Raw genomic sequence first — 18,891 nt, 5'->3', positions numbered from 1 at the left:
AGAATATGATGGAAGAGCAATTAATACCAATTCAGTGGAAAGATGATGCTTTAGTTTTGTTAGATCAAACGTTATTACCGAATGAAATTGTCTATGAATCATTTAAAACAGCTGAAAGTGTGTGGGATGCCATTCAAGTAATGAAAGTACGAGGTGCACCAGCGATTGGTGTTTCAGCAGCTTATGGAGTGTATTTAGGGGTAAAGGAATTTGCTGAAAGTACGGAAGAAGGATTTATGGATGAAGTAAGAAAGGTATGTACATACTTGGCGACATCAAGACCGACTGCAGTAAATTTATTTTGGGCACTTGAAAGAATGGAAAGTGTAGCGGCAGATAATATTCATTTATCAATCTCACAGTTGAAAGATAGATTACTAGAAGAGGCAAAAGAAATTCATAGAGAAGATGAAGAAATAAACCGTCAAATTGGAGAACATGCATTAACATTATTCCATGATGGAATGGGAGTATTAACACATTGTAATGCTGGTGCGTTAGCGACGACTAAGTATGGTACTGCGACGGCTCCAATGTACTTAGCGAAAGAAAAAGGATGGGACTTAAAAATCTTTTCGGATGAAACACGTCCAAGATTACAAGGGTCAACGTTAACGGCATTAGAACTACAGCGAGCGGGAATTGATGTTACTGTCATTACGGATAATATGGCGGCTATGGTCATGTCACAAGGGAAGATTGACGCTGTAATTGTTGGATGCGACCGTGTGGCAGCGAACGGTGATATAGCAAATAAAATTGGAACATTAGGCGTATCTATTTTAGCGAAATACTACAACATTCCGTTTTATGTAGCAGCGCCAACGCCGACAATCGACTTAAAAACACCGACAGGAAAAGAAATTCCCATCGAGGAAAGAGATGCTTCTGAAGTGATTAATCGCTTCGGACAATATTCTGCTCCGAAAGAAAGTAAAGTATATAATCCAGCATTTGATGTTACTCCACATGAAAATGTAACAGCGATTATTACAGAAAAAGGGATTGTAAAGGCACCGTTTACGGAGAATTTAAAAAAGATATTTCAATAAGTAGATAAATATAAAAGTCAGTCATCATAAGCTTCATACTTAGGGGGATGTATATGTTATTACAAAAAGAAAGAGAAGAAATTGTAGCGTATGGAAAGAAAATGATTTCTAGTGGTTTAACAAAGGGGACGGGTGGTAATATTAGTATCTTTAATCGTGAACAAGGTCTTGTTGCGATTAGCCCAAGTGGTTTAGAGTATTATGAAACAAAGCCTGAAGATGTAGTTATATTAAACCTAGATGGTGAAGTAATAGAAGGAGAGAGAAAACCATCAAGTGAATTAGATATGCACCTTATTTACTATAGGAAGCGTGAAGATATAAATGCGCTTGTGCATACACATTCTTCTTACGCGAAGACGATTGCGTCATTAGGATGGGAGCTTCCGGCTGTGTCATATTTAATTGCTTTTGCAGGTCCGAATGTCCGCTGTGCGCCGTATGAAACATTTGGTACGAAGCAATTAGCGGATGCTGCTTTTGAAGGCATGATTGATCGTCGTGCTGTGCTACTTGCAAATCACGGTTTAATTGCTGGTGCAAATAATATAAAAATGGCATTTACTGTTGCAGAAGAGATTGAGTTTTGTGCTCAAATTTATTATCAAACGAAAAGCATTGGGGAACCAAAGCTATTGCCAGAAGATGAGATGGAGAATTTGGCGAAGAAGTTTGAAGGGTATGGGCAGCAGTAGAATGAAATAAAAGACACCCTCAAGAAAAAATCTTGAGGGTGTTTCTTACGCCTTTTTAAGCAATAAATACATAAAGTAAGGAGCACCAATTAAAGCAACGACAATACCAGCTGGAATACCGTTAGGATCGACGATATTACGTCCGATTGTGTCTGCTAATAACAATAGCCATCCGCCGATTAAAAGGGCGATAGGCATGAAAATTTGATGTCTTGGACCTACTAAAGATTTTGCAATATGAGGAGCCATTAGTCCGACAAAACTAATTCCTCCTGTTACGGAAACAGCTGCAGCTGCAAGCGCAACGGCTGCGACTAATAAGTATCTGCGTTCTTTTTCAATTTCAATTCCAACGCCGATTGCGACTGGCTCGTTTAATGCTAGAATGTTTAATCGATTTGCTTTATAGAAAACGAACGGAATTAATACGATTAACCATGGGAGCATTGCTAAAACGAAGACCCAGTCATCTCCCCAAATATTTCCTGCAATCCATTTGGCGATAAAGTCCACTTTCATACGATCAGCGGATGAAATAAGGACAATCATCATTCCAGATAGTGCAAATGAAAAACCAATACCAGTTAATGTTAGTCGGATTGGCTGAAGTCCAGTTGATTTACTATAAGAAAATACATAAATTAGAACAGCTGTCAGAAATGCGCCGATAAATCCAAAAACAGGTAGTAAGTAAAGAAATGAACCTACATCTATTGGAAAGTATAAAAAGAAAATAGCAACAGCAACACCGGCTCCAGAGTTGATACCGAGAATACCAGGTTCCGCTAAATCATTTCGGGTAATTCCTTGTAGGATAGCACCTGATAAAGCGAGAGCCATACCAGCTAATAATGTAATAACAATTCTAGGTAGTCGTAAAGAGTATAAAACAAACTCCTCTTTAAAAGTCCCTTGTCCCATTAATGTTGGGAGTAGTCGATCATAAGATAAAGATGCTGAACCAAGTCCCATTCCAACTACAATGGTTGTGATGGTTAGTATTAGTAAAGCGAGTATAATAAGACGTTGTTTTCTTAGAATAGATTGCATCATGAGAATGTTTTTCCTCCTTTACGTACAACGAATAGGAAGAATGGCAGCCCTACAATTGCGACAATAGCGGCAACTGGTGTTTCGTACGGAGCGTTAATAGTACGTCCGACTGTATCTGCAAGTAGCATAAAGGAAGCTCCAGTAATTGCTGACATTGGTATAACAAATCGGTAGTCTGGCCCGACAATTGGACGTACCATATGAGGTACCATTAAGCCGATAAATGCCATATTTCCGACAAGAGCTACAGACGCACCAGCAAGTAATATAATAATGATAAATAAAATGGTTTTAATAACAATAATTTTTTGACCTAGTCCAATAGCAACTTCTTCACTGAAACTAAGAACTGTCAATTTTTTTGCTAGTAAGATAGCGATAAAGATACTAATTGAAATGACTGGAATAATAATTTTTAATTGGCCCCAAGTTGTTCCAATTACGCCCCCAGCAGTCCAAAGTGATACCTCTTGTGAAATTTTGAAGTAAATGCCGACTCCTTCTGAAATTGCGAGTAGAAATGCTGAAACGGCAGCACCGGCTAATACAATTCGAAGAGGGGACAGCCCGCCTTTTTTCACCATACCAATTCCAAATACCATAATCGCACCGATTGCAGCACCGATAAAGCAAGCTAATGTTAAGTAAAGATAGCTGATGGAAGGGTTGAAAGCAAGTGTCAGTGCAAGTGCAGCATTTGCTCCACCAGATAGCCCTAGTAATCCAGGATCTGCAAGCGGATTTCGTGTTAATCCTTGCATAATTGCTCCAGAAACAGCAAGTCCAGCTCCTACAAAAATTGCAGCTACTTCACGTGGTAAACGAATTTCTCGAATAATAGATATTTTGTCCCCTTTAGCAGAGGAAGTGAGCGCTAACCATACATCTTTTATTGAAGTATCGGCAGCCCCTAATACCATTGCCACCATAAAAATAAGAAAAAATGCAATTATGCTCAAAATTAGTTTGTATGTAAAAGCTATAGAACGTGGATTGTCGTGATCTTTTGTCATTCGTTTCACATCTTTTCTGTTCATAGAATAAAGGAAGAGGAATTCTTAATTTAAGAATTCCTCATGTTTGTATTATTTACCAAGAAAGCTCTTCTTGAAGAAGTCTAGTTGGAAATCTAGTGTAAGTGGATCGTTGAAATAGAATTCCATCATGTTTGCTTCGTATACGCGATTATTTTTTACTGCTGGGATGTTTTTATATGATTCTGTCTCTTGGAATGAGTTATCAGTATCTTTATTTTTACTTACGATTAAGTAATCACCAGCAAACTCAGGTAATACCTCAGTAGATAATGCGTAGTAACCTTCTTTTAATGCTTTTTCTTTTACTTTTTCAGGCATTTTTAATTTCATTTCTTGGTACAGAATTTCTGTTCCGCGGCCCCAGTTTTCGCCGTATACATAAAGCTGTTTGTTGAAGTTTTCTACAACAGAAACTGTTGCATCTTCACCGATTTTTGCTTTAATTTCTTTACCAGCGTCTTGTGCACGTTTCTTGAAGTCATCAACCCAAGTTTTTGCTTCTTTTTCTTTGTTTAATAACTTACCGATTTCTAAATGCTGTGTTAAGTAATCAACTTTTCCGTAAGTGTATGTTACAGTAGGAGCGATTTTCTTTAACTTATCAGCATTTTTAATATTTGATAAACCAATGATTAAATCTGGATTTAGTTCAGCGATTTTTTCAACGTTTTCATCTGATACTTCAGTAACATCTTTAAGTTTGCTATCAAAACGTGGGTTTTGTTTAGACCATGAATCTACCCCAACAAGATTTACTCCTAATGACATTACGTTACCAGCGAATGATGATAAAACAACAACGCGTTTTGGATTTGCAGGAACTTCTACTTTACCATTTTCAGATTGGTATGTAATTGTTTCTGAGTTACTACCTTTTGCATCATTCTTTTTGTTTGTAGAGCCATTGCTACAAGCGCTCATAACAAGAACGAAAAGGACTGTTAGTGAAATAAATAACTTTTTCATCGTCTTTCTCCTTTAACATAGATGATATGTGTATACAATAATTTGTTTAACTGTAATCTTTTTGAAATAGTAGTGGTAATGCAAAATAATTTATTAAAAATCTTGAATATGAGATTTTATAATATAGTAATAACTATATTAATGAAAGAAGATGTAATTTCAAATTTGCTAATTATTAACAAAATGATAATGATTATCACTATTGATTCTTTAAATAATATAATTTTATATAGGTGTATTGTCAATAGTAATTTTGATTGTAAATTTTGCGGAAACAGGTTATATTTTATTGAGAATGATAATCAATGATTAGTAGCTGAGGAGTGAGCACGAATGAATCGAGAAGAATTGTTTGATGTAACCGTGATAGGCGGAGGACCTGCAGGGCTTTATTCAGCTTTTTATAGTGGACTCAGAGAAATGAAAACGAAAATAATAGAATTTCAACCACATTTAGGTGGAAAAATACATGTGTATCCGGAAAAAATGATTTGGGATGTAGGAGGACTATTACCAGTTACAGGTGATAAGTTAATTGAACAACTTGTACAGCAAGGGTTAACATTTAAGCCAGAAGTTGTATTAGATACAAAAGTGGAATCAATTATTCGTAATCAAGATGGTACTTTTATATTAAAAACAAGTACTGGCGAAGAACACTTTTCAAAAACAGTTATCGTCGCAACAGGAAGTGGTATATTGAAACCGCAAAAGTTATCTATTGAGGGTGCTGAGCGATTTGAAGTATCGAATTTAAATTATACAGTTAAATCTTTAAAGCGTTTCAAAGGTAAAACAGTTATTATTTCCGGTGGAGGCAATTCTGCTGTTGATTGGGCAAATGAATTAGAACCAATTGCGAAAAAAGTGTATTTAACCTATAGAAAAGAAGAATTATCTGGTCATGAAGCACAAGTAAAACAACTTATGAACAGCTCAGCGGAGTGTTTCTTTAATACATCGATTACAAAATTAATTGCTGGTGATAATCATGAAGCAATCGAATATGTAGAATTAACAAATCATGAAACAGGTGAGGTTTCTCATTTACCTATTGATGAAGTTATTATTAATCATGGATATGAACGCGACATTACATTATTAGAAAATAGTGAGTTAGACGTTGCAATTATAGATAATTATTATATTGCAGGTAATGCAAATAGTGAGTCTTCAGTAGATGGATTATATGCTGCTGGAGATATTTTAAAGCACGAAGGGAAACTACACTTAATTGCAGGTGCATTCCAAGATGCTGGAAATGCTGTGAATAAAGCAAAACAATTTATCCAACCAGATGCAAGTGAGTACGGAATGGTTTCTTCTCATAATGAAGTATTTAAGAAGAGAAATCGCGAACTGATTAAGCAGATGATGAAATAATAAGGAACAAGTATACCCCCACGTATTTCTCTATTCAAATGGATGAGAGATGTACGTGGGGGTTTTCCTGTTTACTATATTTTCTATCATTATAATGACACCGATTTCATCAGTTCATATGATATGAACTTTTTATTGGTAAAGCATCCTAGAAAACAATTTAGCTATGTTTTGCTTACGCAGAACATGGCTAAATTACGCTGTCCCTTTAGCGCGTTCATTAGGAAATGGCATATTTAGTATAGAAGCAATATACTGTTTTCCATGCATTCGAGCTAATGATTCTAATATTTGGCGAACACGTTTTGTAAGATGACCTTGTTTTTTGATGGCTTCACAATATGCGTCATAGAAGGCATATTTAGCCCAAAGGAAATCATCTTGTTGGAATAAGAAATGATTTTTGTACCATTCACCAATTGTATGATAACAATTGTTTTCATGTATTGCTGTGCTTTGAGAAAGAAAACGATCAGATAAAGATACATTTAAATGAGAAATTGTGTTTTCTGTTTCAACTTGTAGTGTTTTTTCTAACATTGTAATGATGTGACGAGTAGCCATATGTTAACTCTCCTTTGTGTAAATGGGTAATACCATTCTATATTTAAAAAATTCTTACTATATAATACTATACAATATATGGAATGCATCTACCTGCTTTTTGAACTGCATTTACAAAATCTTTTTTATTTGTTTACAAAAATAAAGTAAAGTAAGATACAGTATAGATGAAAAAATAATAAAGGAATGAACGCATTGTATATAACAGTAGAAGAGACTGCGGAGTATTTGAATTTACCAAAATCGTATATTGAAGAGTTAATTCAGCAAAAGAAAATTCGTGCGCTATTCGATGGAGAGCAATATTTAGTAAATAAAGAACAATTTAATACACATTTAGAACAAATGGAGAAATATAAGCAATTAGTGGAAGAAATATTGAACGAACCAATTCCAGAAGATATGGATGTTAAAGACGAAGATTAAACTATGGAAAATCCCTTATGAAGATATGCAGAAATGTATATTCATAAGGGATTTTTTGTTTGAAGATATCAAAAACATAAGGAGTTCTTAGCCTTTCTTCAAATTTTGATAGGTAGTAGTCTACCATGTTAAAAGCATATTTTTTTCTAGCTAGGACAAACATAGAGAACGTAACCTGTACAGATACATATACTATCAGTGCAAAAGCTTATAAATTAATGGAAGGGGTTTTCTCGTGAGTTTATTTCATTGTGATTTTCTGAAAGACTTAATTGGATCTTTTGTGAGAGTAAACAGGGGTGGTCCAGAATCTCAAAAAGGGACAATAGTCGCTGTATGTTCGGATTACTTTGTATTAAAGAATGAAAAAGGAGAGCTCTATTACTATCAGATTCGTCATCTGAAAAGTATTACAAAAAATGCGAAAGATTGTAAAGCAGATGATTGCAGATGGTTGGAATGTGAATGTGAAGATGACTTTGAAAAGTTACTTCAAAGCTTCAAATATTGCTGGGTGAAAATTAATCGTGGTGGCCCAGAGAAAGTTGAAGGTATTTTACAAGATGTTTCTTGTGAATTTGTGACACTAATTGTAAAAGAAGAAGTTATATTAGTTGCAGTATCTCATATTAAGAGTGTCGCAGTAGCTTGTAGAGAAAGCGAAGAAAGCGACAGTGAAAGCAATAGTGAAAGTGATGATTCGGGTCGAGCTCGCGCACAAAGACAGTCAAGAAGAGGAAGATAATAAGAAAGGAGGATATAAATTTGGAAAGTATATTATGCTGTGAACAAATTAAAGGCTTAGTCGGTGAGACTGTAAAAGTAAATCTTCGTGGACCAGAGAGTCGAGTGGGGGTACTTGTATCGTTAGGAAGAGATTACCTTACATTACAACTTCCTCTTGGTGAATTAGTATATTACCAATTGAAACATGTGAAAAGTCTAGTTAAAAAAGTGAAAGAAAGTAAATGTGGCGATGGCTATGTTTCATGTTTCTGCTCTGATGATGATACTTTTGTCGATGTATTACGTGACTTGAAGTATAAGTGGGTAAAGATTAATCGTGGCGGCCCAGAGTGTGTAGAAGGCTTATTAAGTGAAGTGCATGAAGAATGTATTACGCTAGTAAACGGTGATGAAGTTATTTATATCATTAATTATCATATTAAGAGTGTGAGTCAAGTAGTGAAATGTAAAAAGAATGAAGATGAATAATGTTTAATAAATAAGAGGGGCATTATGAGGGAAAGAGAAGAACAATTTCTTATTTCAATAGTATGAAAAGGAATTACTTACTATTAAGACAGAACATTGCCCTGATTATTTTTTGAAATGGAAGATAGTAAAGCTGAAATTCATAGGAAGGAGGATATAGATGAATGAGTTAAACAAAAGTATTGGGGAAAATATATATGTTAAATTAATCGGTGAAAAAAGGTTTAAAGGTATATTAATAGACGTAGGAAATGACATTATTGTTCTTTACAATGGACAAGACTATGTATATATATCTTTATATCATGTACAATACTATAAATTTTTAAGAGCACATGACGAAGACATACTAAAACCAGATGTTGATTCTGTAATTAAGAGGGAATCCCCTTCAATTTCTTTGAGAAAAGTATTAAGTACTTCTAAAGGGATTTTTACAGAAGTTTATGTAGCAGGAAATGCTCCAATACATGGTTATGTTACAAGTGTGATGAACGACTATATTGTTTTTTATAGTCCGGTTTATAAAACGGTATATATATCTTTAAAGCATTTAAAATGGTTAATTCCGTATAAAGAAAACCAAGTACCGTATGCCCTCAATAAAAATGAACTCCCCGTAAATCCGTTAAATATTACGTTAGCTAGAACGTTTGAAGAACAGCTTATTAAAATGGCTGGGAAAATTATGGTGTTCGATTTAGGTGAGGAGTCCAATAAAATTGGAAAAATGGCGAAAATTGATGAAGGTCATATTGAAATATCAAAAGCACGTGATGCAAAAATGTATGTGAATATTCAACATGTAAAATCCGTCCATTGTCCGTAGATTAGTTGAAAGGGCTGGCTTTTTCTTTTATCCGGAGAAGAAAAGGTCGAGCCTATTTGTTTTAGTTTAATTTGGATATGAGGGGAAAATGAATTGAATATAAACATAGTATAGTGTGATTTTTTAAAAGGTAACTTTGCACTAACTTATAAAAATTGTGTACGAGCTATCTTTTTATGTATTCAATTTATTTTTTGAGGAGGAGCTGCTCAACTAATTTATTAAAGGGGTTTTGTTTGTGGAGCAGTTTCCGAATTCGTTATCAATTACATTGCTTGGTAGTGCTGGTGGAGCAGCAAAAGCAGTTTTAGCAATTTTAAATCAAGCGATAGCAAATGAAAAAGATCCAATTTATAAAGTATTAAAGAATGCTAAATTTCATTTGGTGGATATAAAACAAAAAGATAGGAATTATTACGATGAGTTGTTTTCGAATTTGAAAGATCAATTATATTTATATGAAATAAACCTTCAAAATGTAGTGGAATTTAAAAAACATTTAAAAGAAAAAAGAACGAGTGTTGTGATTGATGTTTCAGGGGCAGATACAATTAGAGTATTAAGCTGTTGTAATGAACTAGGAATTTGTTATATTAATTCAGCCTTGGAAAATGAAGCAGTAGATCAGGACGACAGCTTAATCGGCTTTCAGCTTACGGAAAGATATACAAGGTTTGAGAAGGAGAAAGAGAAATTTACAAATACAAAAGCGATTATAGGTTCAGGTATGAATCCAGGTGTTGTTCAATGGATGGTTGTTGAGCTTATGAAGGAACGACCAAATGAAAGGCCAAGAGCATGTTATATTGTAGAACATGACACGTCGTTTTTGCATGATACAGCACTTATAAAGCCACATACACTTTATGCTTCATGGGCAGTAGAGCGATTTTTAGATGAAGCAATCTGGAGTTATCCGATGTATATGAGTCATCATCGGCCTCTTTACTTTTATGAAGATGTATATGCTTCAGAGTATAAAGTGAAGTTAGGAGAAAAAGAATTCTATGGTTGTTTAATGCCACATGAGGAAGTATTAATTTTAGGGAAAAACTTCAATATGGAAGTTGGTTTTCTTTACCGAATTAATGAGTATACAACAAATATAATTAGACAGAACTTAGATCAAGTAGAAGATTTATGGAACTGGAATCGTAAAGTGTTTAATCCAGCGGAAGAAGAGGTTGCTGGAGAGGACTTGGTCGGTGTGTTACTCGTTTATGAAAATAGTGAGACATATATGTATAATGTAATGAATAGTAGCCAAGTTTTTCGTAAATATAAAACGAATGCAACGTATTTTCAGGTAGGGTGCGGAATTTATGCGGGCTTGTCTAGTTTACTTTTAGATCAATTTGAACAAGGTGCTTATTACGTCGAGGAGTTGTTATTAAATACAGAAAGTAAGTACGGTGAGTATTTAAATTTATATATGAAGGATTTTGTAATAGGGCATAATAATTTTACTGATGGATTGTTACATGATAGGGTAAGGTGGATATAAGTTGTTACTAAAAGGAAGGAGAGATCTCCTTCCTTTTAGTATTATAAGGTTAAATATTGCCCTGAAAGCAATTTCATACTTATACTTTAAGGAGATAACAATGAAAGTTTTTTGTATCGATCAAGGGGAGTTTTTATATGAACAAATACAAGAGCTTGATTTATGAAGAAAGAAGAGCCTTAAAGGTATTTATATTATTATTTTATATTATATTCTTTTTATATGACGCTATATATTATTTTGTATATCCTGCTATGAATATTAGTGGAACAGCGGTAGGGTGGCCAGAAGGTAGTCTTGGGATAGGTGTGCCTATATTTGTAATAGCATTATTTCCTATTTCTATATATCTTCAAAAAAGAGGGTATGTATATTCTGTAAAATATTTATTTTTATTTGGATACATGTTTATCAATCTTGTTAATAATTTAATGATTTATTTGCGAACGGATAGACCTTTTGAACATGGTAGTATGGTAGAAATGTTGTTAATTTTATTTGCCCCAGTTTTCGTGAATAGAAAATACTTTTATTTAGTTTCCTTTAGTGTAATTGGAAAGTACGTATTTTTCACATTGCTATTACAAGATTTAAAAGTGATAATTCCACTTGTTTTATGTGTATTTTATTTCATTATTTCACATTCTTTATTAAAACGATTTCAATCTTATGTAAGAACAGTGGTTGAAATGATGAACAATATGAAAGAGACGGAAAATTTAGCTGTGATTGGGACTATGTCTACAACAATTGCCCATGAAATTCGAAATCCACTAACAGCGTTAAAAGGGTTTACGCAAATGCAAAAAGAAAGAAATCCAAATGATACGATGAGCTACGACATTATGCTACAAGAAATTGAAAGGGTTAATGGATTTGTTAGTGAATTGATGTTGTTAGGGAAACCAAAGCCAACAAATTATGAAAGGTGTAATATACGAGACACCCTTCTATATGTTGTGCATCTAATGGAAAGTTATGCAACGCAATATAGAGTTAAATGTAATTTACAAGTAGATGGAAATTTACCGGCTATAAACGGTGATGATAAGCAATTAAAACAAGTGTTATTAAATATCATTAAAAATGGAATAGAATCAATGCCAGAGGGTGGAGAAATTCATATCTGTGCATATCAAAAAACGCAAGGACATTTGTGTATTTCTGTTGAAGACCAAGGATGTGGTATAGAGAATGAGAAGTTAGAAAAAATCGGCAAGGCGTTTTACACAACAAAGGAGAATGGTACAGGACTTGGATTAATGATTACATATAAAATTATTAAGGAACATCAAGGGAGTATCACGATCCAAAGTAGTCTAGGAGTAGGAACGAAAGTAGAAATTTTTCTGCCGACCGTTTAATGTATTTGAGAAAAGATTTTTCAGAAAAGTGTTCTTGTTGTGTAAATATAAACATTTTATAAAATGTTTCAAGAAGGGTTTTTTTTATAAAATACTTCGTTTATAATGGAGGAAAATATCGACATGAGATTGATTGCTCATGTAACGGTTCAGTAGTGTTATGAAAAGATAAGAAGGGGTGCACGCGCATCCTTTTTTCTATGCAGATATTATGAAAGAGGTGGTATGATGGAATTAACATTAAATTCGACTGTATGTTTACACACGATTCAATTTCGAAAAGAGCAAAAGAATTATACTGTAAAAGACACAATTACAGGAGAAAAATATGAAATGCCGCCACTTTGGATTGATGCATTGGCAATGATGCGTGACGGTTTTTTATTGGGGGAAATTGAGGAGAAATTAAAAGAAGAGTATCCATCCGAAGAAGTGAATATGTTAGCATTCACGAAGCAACTGTTAGAACTAGAACTTGTTGAAATGGTAGATGGGGAAGAAATAGCTTGTACAAAGAAGAAAGAGAAGGATTATTTAGCTTGGTTACGTCCTCATGTTGAGCAATTCTTTCTTAATTTAAATAAAAAAAATAGAAGCAAAGGTCAATGATGATCTTTGCTTTTTTGTATAGTTTGTTTAAAAAATTACAGCAAATGCTCTTGCAAAAGCACCGTCGCTATCTTTAATTTTTAAAGGTGCTGCTGAGAAGAAGAAACGTTTCGTGTGAATGGCATCTAAGTTTGTTAAGTTTTCGATTAAATAAATATTATTCCCAAGTAGTATGTGATGAATTGGTGATGTTTCTGTCGTTACCTCATCAGGAGAAATAAAATCTAAACCGACAGATTTTACTTTTAATTGTACTAGTTCCTCTGCTAATTCTTCAGAAAGATAAAAAGCTTCTTTCTCATACGCCTCTGTATTCCATTTAGTAGATAGATTGGAATGGAAAATAACAATATCTCCTTCTTTTATATCAGCATCGTGCAGTACTTCTTTAGGTAGTTTTCGTTCTTGTACATGAGTTACATCAATAAGAACAGCTTCACCTACAAATTGATCCAGCGGTAATTGATCGATGGTCGTTGCGCCTGAAATAAAATGCGCAGGAGCATCACAATGCGTGCCAACATGAACGACAGAATGAAAATCTGTAACTTGATAGCCTGATTCTTCAACACTTGTAACAGCTTCTAGTTGTATTTTAGGTGTTCCAGGAAATTGAGACATATTATTTTCAAATGTTTGTGATAAATCAATTACTTTCATTTTACATACCTCCAATATATGTTTTTCAAATAATAAAAAGCTCATCCTTCAGTATCAAGAAAGATGAGCTTTACATGCTAGTTGAGTTTTATCTTCCAAAATGCAATGCATTTTGCAGGAATTAGCACCTATTCAGTTCGTATAAACTGAGGTTGCTGGGCTTCAAAGGGCCGGTCCCTCTGCCTCTCTTGATAAAGAAGTATTTAATTTTGAAATCGGAATTTTCCGATAGTTAAATTGTAATTCATTTCCTTTTTGCGTGCAATACAAAATAGGTATTCACCCAAATAAAGCTACGCGCATATTGTAGCTTATGTAAATACAATGCTGCGAAGGAGTGAGTGCAGTGACAGGAAATGTATTGAATTATTATGCTGGTGGTAATACAGCTAGGGGATTTCATAATTTATATGAAGAGAATTTAAAAGGGTTAGACAGATTATTTATCTTAAAGGGTGGTCCAGGAACGGGGAAATCTTCTTTAATAAAGGCCATCGGTCGTGAATGGGTTGAAAAAGGATATGATATTGAATTTTTACATTGTTCTTCTGACAATAAATCGGTTGATGGTGTAATTATCCCAAAATTAAAAGTAGGAATTGTTGATGGGACATCACCACATGTAATTGAGCCCAAAATGCCAGGAGTTGTTGAAGAGTATATAAATTTAGGAATTGCTTGGGACTCAGATAAATTAAGGAAGCAGAAGTTAGAAATTGAAAGATTTGTTTCAGAAGCAAGTAAAGCTTTTCAGTCTGCTTACGCACGTTTTAAAGAGGCATTGCTTATACATGATGAGTGGGAGAAGATATATATTGATAATATAGATTTTAATAAAGCAAATGAACTAACCGATCAGCTAATCCAGAAATTATTTGCAGATAAAAGCGGGAGAAAATCGCTTGTAAAACATCGTTTTTTAGGAGCTGCTACACCGAAAGGAGCAGTTGATTTTGTTCCTAATTTAACAGAAGGGTTACCACATCGTTATTTTATAAAAGGGCGCCCAGGTTCTGGAAAATCAACGATGCTTAAAAAGTTAGCTAAGGCAGCTGAAGAAAAAGGGTTTGAAGTTGAAGTATATCATTGCGGATTTGACCCGAATAGTCTTGATATGGTTATCGTAAGAGAATTAGGCTTTGCAATTTTTGATAGCACCGCACCACATGAATATTTTCCAAGTCGCGAAGGTGATGAAATTATTGATATGTATGCCCTTATTGTTATGCCAGGGACGGATGAGAAATATGCGAAGGAAATTCGTGATGTTTCCATTCAATATAAAGCAAAAATGAATGAGGCGATGTCTTTCTTAGCGAAAGCAAAATCGGTTCGTGATAAATTAGAACGAATTTATATTGCTGCTATGGATTTTTCAATAGTAGATGCATATAAAGAGGAGATTCAAAAAGAGTTTGAACGAATTGCTGCTACTGTAATTGAAAAGCAACAATAGAAGTTTTATTAGGCTGTCAGTAATTTCTGACAGTTTTTTTGGTATGTAGTAAAATTAATAGTGTATTGTCGAATTTCCAAGGAAATAATCAAAAAATGGAGATGTTATGAAATGAGAGAGAAAATCGAGTTGGAGTTAGAAAGAATTGAAAAAGAGAATGATGTGAAAATTTTATTTGCGGTGGAATCAGGGAGTCGTGCTTGGGGGTTTCCATCGAAAGATAGCGATTATGATGTTAGGTTTGTTTATATACATCCGGTAGAATGGTATTTATCAATTCATGACAAACGTGATGTAATTGAATATCCAATTAGTGATGATTTAGATATAAGTGGTTGGGATATTAAAAAGGCGTTGCAACTATTCGCGAAGTCGAACCCAGCTTTACTTGAGTGGATTCGATCACCAATTTTTTATTCGAAAAACTCTAATTTTCCAGAACTACTTCAACAGATGAGTGAGAAGAATTTTGATCCAAAAGCAACGATATATCATTATTTACATATGGCGTCGAAAAATTATCGTGAATTTTTGCAAGGTGAGAATGTAAAGCTGAAAAAGTACTTTTATGTATTACGTCCTATTTTAGCTTGTAAGTGGCTAGAAGAGAAAGCAACTTTACCACCTGTAGAATTTGATCGATTGATTACAGAATTACCATTAGAACGTAGTGTATTAGATGAGATTGAAAAGTTGTTAATAAAGAAAAAAGCAGGTACGGAATTAGATGTTGGATTGAAAATTAAGGTGCTAAATCAATTTTTAGAAGAACAAATTCATTACTATGGGCAATATGTAAAAGGAATTGAAAAGGGATCAGGGATCGATATTGAAATTTTAAATACACTATTTCGAGACATGCTGTTTGAAGCATATGAAAAAGAGCACAAGTAAGTTTGTGCTCTTTTTATTTTGTAGGAATGAAGAAAACAGATATAGCTGCGATAAGACCTGCAAAGGAGAATAAGTAAAAATTCCATGCTAAGTCATATTGCATTGTCATAATAATACCGATGAGAATAGGGCCAGCAATTGCACCAACTCGGCCAAGTCCCAGTCCCCAGCCTAAGGAGGTAGCTCGGATATGTGATGGGAAGTATTGTGTTACATATGCATTTAATATTTGAGTAATACCGACCGATCCAATACCAGCAAGGCCAATTAAAAGATAAATGATTGTAACAGATGGCTTAATTGTTAATAGTCCGATACATATGGCTGCCATAAGATAAGAGATGCTAATAACAATTTTTGCGCCTATACGATCAGCAATTGCACCAGCGAATAACGCACCAACAGCTGCGGTAATATTTAGCATAAGTAGAAAAGACAGACTAGATCCAAGAGGATATCCCGCCTGGCGCATCATCTGTGGTAACCAAGTATTTAAACCGTATATTAAAAACATTCCCATTATATAAGTGATCCAAAAAAGTAGTGTTGCTTTTATGTATTCTTTTGAGAATAAAGTAAAAAATCCATTTTTCTTTCGTATAGTAGATGGAGCTTGATGAGTTTTATTTTTTACATGAAATTCAATTTGAAAACGATTAAGAATTTGGTTCACTTCTTCTTGGCGATTACGTGATAATAAAAATTGAATGGACTCAGGTAAATAGCGAATAATGAAAGGAATGAGGAGTAGTGGAATCATTCCGATACCAAACATAATTCTCCATCCGAAATCTTCTAACATAAACATAGACAAAATAGCACCTAATACGATACCTAAAGGATAGCCAGTAAACATAAGAGCATAAATAAAAGATTGCCTTTTTTTTGGTGAATATTCAACAGTAAGTGCTGAAGCCGTTGGGATAACACCGCCTAATCCGATTCCTCCTATAAATCGAGATAATCCAAATAACTCAGGAGAAGAAGCGATAGCCGCTAAACCCATTGTGATAGAAAAAAGTGCTAAACAGCATATAAGCGTCCATTTACGCCCAATTAGATCTGTAATCGTTCCAACTAGAATAGCCCCAATAAACATCCCAAATAAAGCATAGCTTGCAATTGTACCAGCGTGCGCTGGTGATAGCGCCCAGCTTTTGTCTTCTAGGAGCTTTGGTAGAACGGCACCGTAAATACCTAAATCATATCCATCAGCTAAAATGGCTAGCCAACAAATAAAAACAACAAGTTTTGTAATAGAGCTTGAAAAGATAGTTTCTGTAGATTCTAGATGAGGTGGAGCTAAAGGTTGCATAATATTCACCCCTTTTAATTTGTAGATGAATATATTATTTTATTTAATGTTAATATTTTCCTTCCTGTGTCGAAATTTATCTGAACAGGTTTTATAACAAATAAAGAAGTTCAACCGTAATTCTGTTGAACTTCTTTATTTGTTTACTCATTATCAACGCGTTTTAACGGTTGATCTGCTGGGCCTTCAAGAACGTCTCCCTCAATTGAAAAACGAGAACCATGGCAAGGACAATCCCAAGTACAATCACCATTATTCCATTCAACTTCACAGCCGAGATGTGTACAAGTTGTATCGACGATATGTAATTTTCCTTCTTTGTCCTTATAAGCACCTGCTCGTTTACCGTTAACATGTACGACAGATCCTTCACCAACTTCGAGATCTTCTGGCTTACGTAATGCGGTTTCAATCTTTCCTTCAATTAAATGTTTCGCAACATCAATGTTCTGGGAGAGGAACGTTTTTATATCTGGATTTGCATGGAAGCGTGATGGTGCATACAGTTCTTTATAGGGACTGTGGACTTTTAGGATGGAGTCCTTCAGTAGGTGAGCGGCAGCAGTTCCAGTTGTCATGCCCCATTTGCGATATCCAGTTGCAACAAATATATTTGGATTTCTTTCGTTAATATGTCCGATATAAGGAAGCTTATCTAGAGTGATTAAATCTTGTGCTGACCATCTATAAGGAACTTCGTCTATTCCAAAAGTTGCTTCAGCAAAAGAATAAAGTGCTTCATAATGAAGCATCGTATTTATTCCTTGTCCTGTTTTATGACTCTCTCCGCCAATCAAAATTAATTTTTCTCCATTGTTTGTTATATAGCGTAAGGAGCGCTTTGGATCATCAATACTTAAATACATGCCACCTGGATAATCCATTTTTGCTTTTATTGCAAGAGCGTAGGAGCGTTCTGCGTACATTCGCGTAAAGAAAAAGCTATTTGCATCATAAAAAGGAAAATGTGAACAAGAGACGACATATTCACAAGTGATATGATGGCCCTCTTTTGTAATTATTTGTGGATGATCTCCCTTTTCCACATCCATAGCTGTTGTTTGTTCGTAGAGCTTTCCGCCCATCTCCACAAACTTTTCTAAAAGTGTTTTTAAATAAAGAAGGGGATGGAATTGTGCTTGATTTTTCATTATAAGCGCAGATTGTATTGGAATAGGAATCGATAGAGATTGAACATAGTCACAAGGTATATTTAATTTTTGATAAGCTTCATATTCTTTCGATAAATTTCTTAATCCGTTATCGGTAGTTGTATATAAATATGAATCTTCATTTGAGAAATTACAGTCGATTTTATATGTTTGAACAGTTTCATTTATGAATTGTAGAGCCTGATTATTTGATTCATAGTAAAGCCCGGCCTTTTCTACACCGAAATGGTTTATTAATTCATCATAAATAAGATCATGTTGTGCTGTTACTTTCGCTGTTGTATGCCCAGTCGTTCCGTTTAAAATACGACCAGAATCAATTAAAACAACATCGATGCCTTCTTTTGCAAGTAAATAGGCAGTAGTAATACCTGTAATACCAGCACCGATAATAGCAACTTTTGTCTTTATATTTTCGGATAAACGAGGGAAAGTAGGAAACTGAGTAGATTCAATCCAATAAGATAGCGGCAGTTGTGGAAATGTATCACTTGTCATTGCGGAAACCTCCTGATTTTAGAACAATTTTCCTTTTAATATTTCCATAATATATGAAATTCATGTGTGTTGTTTTAGAAGTAGTCTATTTTTATTAAAAGAGGTTATAAATTATTTTAATATAATTAATTAGATGGGGCATTATGAAGTGGTAGGATTTATATAAAACTAAATTCAAGTGATTCTGTTTGTTGATTAC

The 18,891-nt window shown here is 34.3% G+C and carries 19 protein-coding genes and 1 riboswitch; of the genes, 12 read left to right on the top strand and 7 right to left on the bottom strand.

Annotation, left to right across the window (positions count from 1 at the left end; all coding sequences use genetic code 11):
* Nucleotides 1-5: 5 nt before the first annotated feature.
* Together mtnA and B9A45_RS28495 are read left to right on the top strand one after the other, a co-directional pair.
* Entirely contained in the window at nucleotides 6-1,052 is a 1,047-nt protein-coding gene (mtnA, locus tag B9A45_RS28500; protein WP_021728705.1) for an S-methyl-5-thioribose-1-phosphate isomerase, read from the top strand.
* Between the two features lie 53 nt (nucleotides 1,053-1,105).
* Entirely contained in the window at nucleotides 1,106-1,747 is a 642-nt protein-coding gene (locus B9A45_RS28495; RefSeq protein ID WP_084065561.1) for an L-fuculose-phosphate aldolase, read from the top strand.
* 45 nt (nucleotides 1,748-1,792) lie between these two features.
* Here B9A45_RS28495 and B9A45_RS28490 read toward each other — a convergent pair whose 3' ends face one another.
* The 3 genes from B9A45_RS28490 to B9A45_RS28480 are packed head-to-tail and all read right to left on the bottom strand — an operon-like array spanning nucleotide 1,793 to nucleotide 4,803.
* Nucleotides 1,793-2,800 carry a FecCD family ABC transporter permease gene (locus B9A45_RS28490; RefSeq protein WP_084065560.1) on the bottom strand — a complete coding sequence of 336 codons (1,008 nt, stop codon included), beginning with the start codon at nucleotides 2,798-2,800 and terminating at the stop codon, nucleotides 1,793-1,795.
* Nucleotides 2,797-3,837 carry a FecCD family ABC transporter permease gene (locus tag B9A45_RS28485; protein ID WP_002100683.1) on the bottom strand — a complete coding sequence of 347 codons (1,041 nt, stop codon included), beginning with the start codon at nucleotides 3,835-3,837 and terminating at the stop codon, nucleotides 2,797-2,799. Before B9A45_RS28485 ends, B9A45_RS28490 begins: the two co-directional genes overlap by 4 nt.
* Nucleotides 3,838-3,885: 48 nt before the next feature.
* Complete coding sequence (locus tag B9A45_RS28480) at nucleotides 3,886-4,803, bottom strand: iron-hydroxamate ABC transporter substrate-binding protein (protein WP_084065559.1); 918 nt, start codon at nucleotides 4,801-4,803, stop codon at nucleotides 3,886-3,888.
* A 333-nt stretch (nucleotides 4,804-5,136) separates the two neighbouring features.
* Between B9A45_RS28480 and B9A45_RS28470 the strand changes: the two genes are divergently transcribed.
* The gene (locus B9A45_RS28470) at nucleotides 5,137-6,186 is read left to right on the top strand and encodes an NAD(P)/FAD-dependent oxidoreductase (RefSeq protein WP_084065558.1); all 1,050 of its coding nucleotides are present in this window, start codon (nucleotides 5,137-5,139) and stop codon (nucleotides 6,184-6,186) included.
* Between the two features lie 195 nt (nucleotides 6,187-6,381).
* Here B9A45_RS28470 and B9A45_RS28460 read toward each other — a convergent pair whose 3' ends face one another.
* A complete protein-coding gene (locus B9A45_RS28460) occupies nucleotides 6,382-6,750 on the bottom strand; it encodes a hypothetical protein (protein ID WP_000235475.1) in 369 nt (122 codons plus the stop codon).
* A gap of 186 nt (nucleotides 6,751-6,936) precedes the next feature.
* Here B9A45_RS28460 and B9A45_RS28455 point away from each other — a divergent pair, with 186 nt between their 5' ends.
* The 7 genes from B9A45_RS28455 (at nucleotide 6,937) to B9A45_RS28420 (ending at nucleotide 12,697) form a co-directional block, all read left to right on the top strand.
* Nucleotides 6,937-7,176: a helix-turn-helix domain-containing protein gene (locus tag B9A45_RS28455; protein WP_001998970.1), complete on the top strand. Its 240-nt coding sequence runs from the start codon at nucleotides 6,937-6,939 to the stop codon at nucleotides 7,174-7,176.
* Between the two features lie 235 nt (nucleotides 7,177-7,411).
* The gene (locus B9A45_RS28450) at nucleotides 7,412-7,921 is read left to right on the top strand and encodes a hypothetical protein (RefSeq protein ID WP_000051528.1); all 510 of its coding nucleotides are present in this window, start codon (nucleotides 7,412-7,414) and stop codon (nucleotides 7,919-7,921) included.
* Between the two features lie 20 nt (nucleotides 7,922-7,941).
* Nucleotides 7,942-8,391: a hypothetical protein gene (locus B9A45_RS28445; protein ID WP_000443836.1), complete on the top strand. Its 450-nt coding sequence runs from the start codon at nucleotides 7,942-7,944 to the stop codon at nucleotides 8,389-8,391.
* Between the two features lie 160 nt (nucleotides 8,392-8,551).
* Nucleotides 8,552-9,220: an LSm family protein gene (locus B9A45_RS28435; RefSeq protein ID WP_001004265.1), complete on the top strand. Its 669-nt coding sequence runs from the start codon at nucleotides 8,552-8,554 to the stop codon at nucleotides 9,218-9,220.
* A 238-nt stretch (nucleotides 9,221-9,458) separates the two neighbouring features.
* A complete protein-coding gene (locus B9A45_RS28430; RefSeq protein WP_053513310.1) occupies nucleotides 9,459-10,724 on the top strand; it encodes an S-adenosylmethionine decarboxylase related protein in 1,266 nt (421 codons plus the stop codon).
* 137 nt (nucleotides 10,725-10,861) lie between these two features.
* Nucleotides 10,862-12,088, top strand: a complete 1,227-nt coding sequence (locus B9A45_RS28425; protein WP_084065556.1) for an ATP-binding protein — start codon at nucleotides 10,862-10,864, stop codon at nucleotides 12,086-12,088.
* A 228-nt stretch (nucleotides 12,089-12,316) separates the two neighbouring features.
* Entirely contained in the window at nucleotides 12,317-12,697 is a 381-nt protein-coding gene (locus B9A45_RS28420; RefSeq protein WP_000424119.1) for a hypothetical protein, read from the top strand.
* A gap of 27 nt (nucleotides 12,698-12,724) precedes the next feature.
* Here B9A45_RS28420 and B9A45_RS28415 read toward each other — a convergent pair whose 3' ends face one another.
* Nucleotides 12,725-13,357 (bottom strand): cyclase family protein, encoded by a 633-nt coding sequence (locus tag B9A45_RS28415; RefSeq protein ID WP_000862983.1) that lies wholly within the window; start codon nucleotides 13,355-13,357, stop codon nucleotides 12,725-12,727.
* Nucleotides 13,358-13,442: 85 nt separating this feature from the next.
* A riboswitch (SAM riboswitch) is annotated at nucleotides 13,443-13,555 on the bottom strand.
* 148 nt (nucleotides 13,556-13,703) lie between these two features.
* Between B9A45_RS28415 and B9A45_RS28410 the strand changes: the two genes are divergently transcribed.
* Together B9A45_RS28410 and B9A45_RS28405 are read left to right on the top strand one after the other, a co-directional pair.
* Nucleotides 13,704-14,813, top strand: a complete 1,110-nt coding sequence (locus B9A45_RS28410) for a PRK06851 family protein (RefSeq protein WP_000147470.1) — start codon at nucleotides 13,704-13,706, stop codon at nucleotides 14,811-14,813.
* 111 nt (nucleotides 14,814-14,924) lie between these two features.
* Complete coding sequence (locus tag B9A45_RS28405; RefSeq protein WP_001208232.1) at nucleotides 14,925-15,707, top strand: nucleotidyltransferase domain-containing protein; 783 nt, start codon at nucleotides 14,925-14,927, stop codon at nucleotides 15,705-15,707.
* A gap of 13 nt (nucleotides 15,708-15,720) precedes the next feature.
* Here the strand turns inward: B9A45_RS28405 and B9A45_RS28400 are convergent, their stop codons facing one another.
* Both B9A45_RS28400 and B9A45_RS28395 read right to left on the bottom strand, forming a co-directional pair.
* Entirely contained in the window at nucleotides 15,721-17,022 is a 1,302-nt protein-coding gene (locus B9A45_RS28400; protein WP_084065555.1) for an MFS transporter, read from the bottom strand.
* A 143-nt stretch (nucleotides 17,023-17,165) separates the two neighbouring features.
* Nucleotides 17,166-18,692, bottom strand: a complete 1,527-nt coding sequence (locus B9A45_RS28395; protein WP_084065554.1) for an FAD-dependent oxidoreductase — start codon at nucleotides 18,690-18,692, stop codon at nucleotides 17,166-17,168.
* Between the last annotated feature and the right edge of the window lie 199 nt (nucleotides 18,693-18,891).

The organism is Bacillus sp. JKS001846, assembly GCF_900176455.1.
Classification (GTDB): Bacteria; Bacillota; Bacilli; order Bacillales; family Bacillaceae_G; genus Bacillus_A; species Bacillus_A cereus.
The sequence above is the reverse complement of the archived record's forward strand: the minus strand, read 5'-3'. Positions and strand labels throughout refer to the sequence as shown.

What these genes read in the sequence shown, in the direction of transcription:
- B9A45_RS28405 (WP_001208232.1), top strand. Translation starts at nt 14,925, where the DNA reads ATGAGAGAGAAAATCGAGTTGGAGTTAGAAAGAATTGAAAAAGAGAAT.
- B9A45_RS28400 (WP_084065555.1), bottom strand. Translation starts at nt 17,022, where the DNA reads ATGCAACCTTTAGCTCCACCTCATCTAGAATCTACAGAAACTATCTTT.
- B9A45_RS28485 (WP_002100683.1), bottom strand. Translation starts at nt 3,837, where the DNA reads ATGAACAGAAAAGATGTGAAACGAATGACAAAAGATCACGACAATCCA.
- B9A45_RS28425 (WP_084065556.1), top strand. Translation starts at nt 10,862, where the DNA reads ATGAACAAATACAAGAGCTTGATTTATGAAGAAAGAAGAGCCTTAAAG.
- B9A45_RS28490 (WP_084065560.1), bottom strand. Translation starts at nt 2,800, where the DNA reads ATGATGCAATCTATTCTAAGAAAACAACGTCTTATTATACTCGCTTTA.
- B9A45_RS28460 (WP_000235475.1), bottom strand. Translation starts at nt 6,750, where the DNA reads ATGGCTACTCGTCACATCATTACAATGTTAGAAAAAACACTACAAGTT.
- B9A45_RS28395 (WP_084065554.1), bottom strand. Translation starts at nt 18,692, where the DNA reads ATGACAAGTGATACATTTCCACAACTGCCGCTATCTTATTGGATTGAA.
- B9A45_RS28495 (WP_084065561.1), top strand. Translation starts at nt 1,106, where the DNA reads ATGTTATTACAAAAAGAAAGAGAAGAAATTGTAGCGTATGGAAAGAAA.
- mtnA (WP_021728705.1), top strand. Translation starts at nt 6, where the DNA reads ATGATGGAAGAGCAATTAATACCAATTCAGTGGAAAGATGATGCTTTA.
- B9A45_RS28480 (WP_084065559.1), bottom strand. Translation starts at nt 4,803, where the DNA reads ATGAAAAAGTTATTTATTTCACTAACAGTCCTTTTCGTTCTTGTTATG.
- B9A45_RS28455 (WP_001998970.1), top strand. Translation starts at nt 6,937, where the DNA reads ATGAACGCATTGTATATAACAGTAGAAGAGACTGCGGAGTATTTGAAT.
- B9A45_RS28470 (WP_084065558.1), top strand. Translation starts at nt 5,137, where the DNA reads ATGAATCGAGAAGAATTGTTTGATGTAACCGTGATAGGCGGAGGACCT.
- B9A45_RS28435 (WP_001004265.1), top strand. Translation starts at nt 8,552, where the DNA reads ATGAATGAGTTAAACAAAAGTATTGGGGAAAATATATATGTTAAATTA.
- B9A45_RS28415 (WP_000862983.1), bottom strand. Translation starts at nt 13,357, where the DNA reads ATGAAAGTAATTGATTTATCACAAACATTTGAAAATAATATGTCTCAA.
- B9A45_RS28420 (WP_000424119.1), top strand. Translation starts at nt 12,317, where the DNA reads ATGGAATTAACATTAAATTCGACTGTATGTTTACACACGATTCAATTT.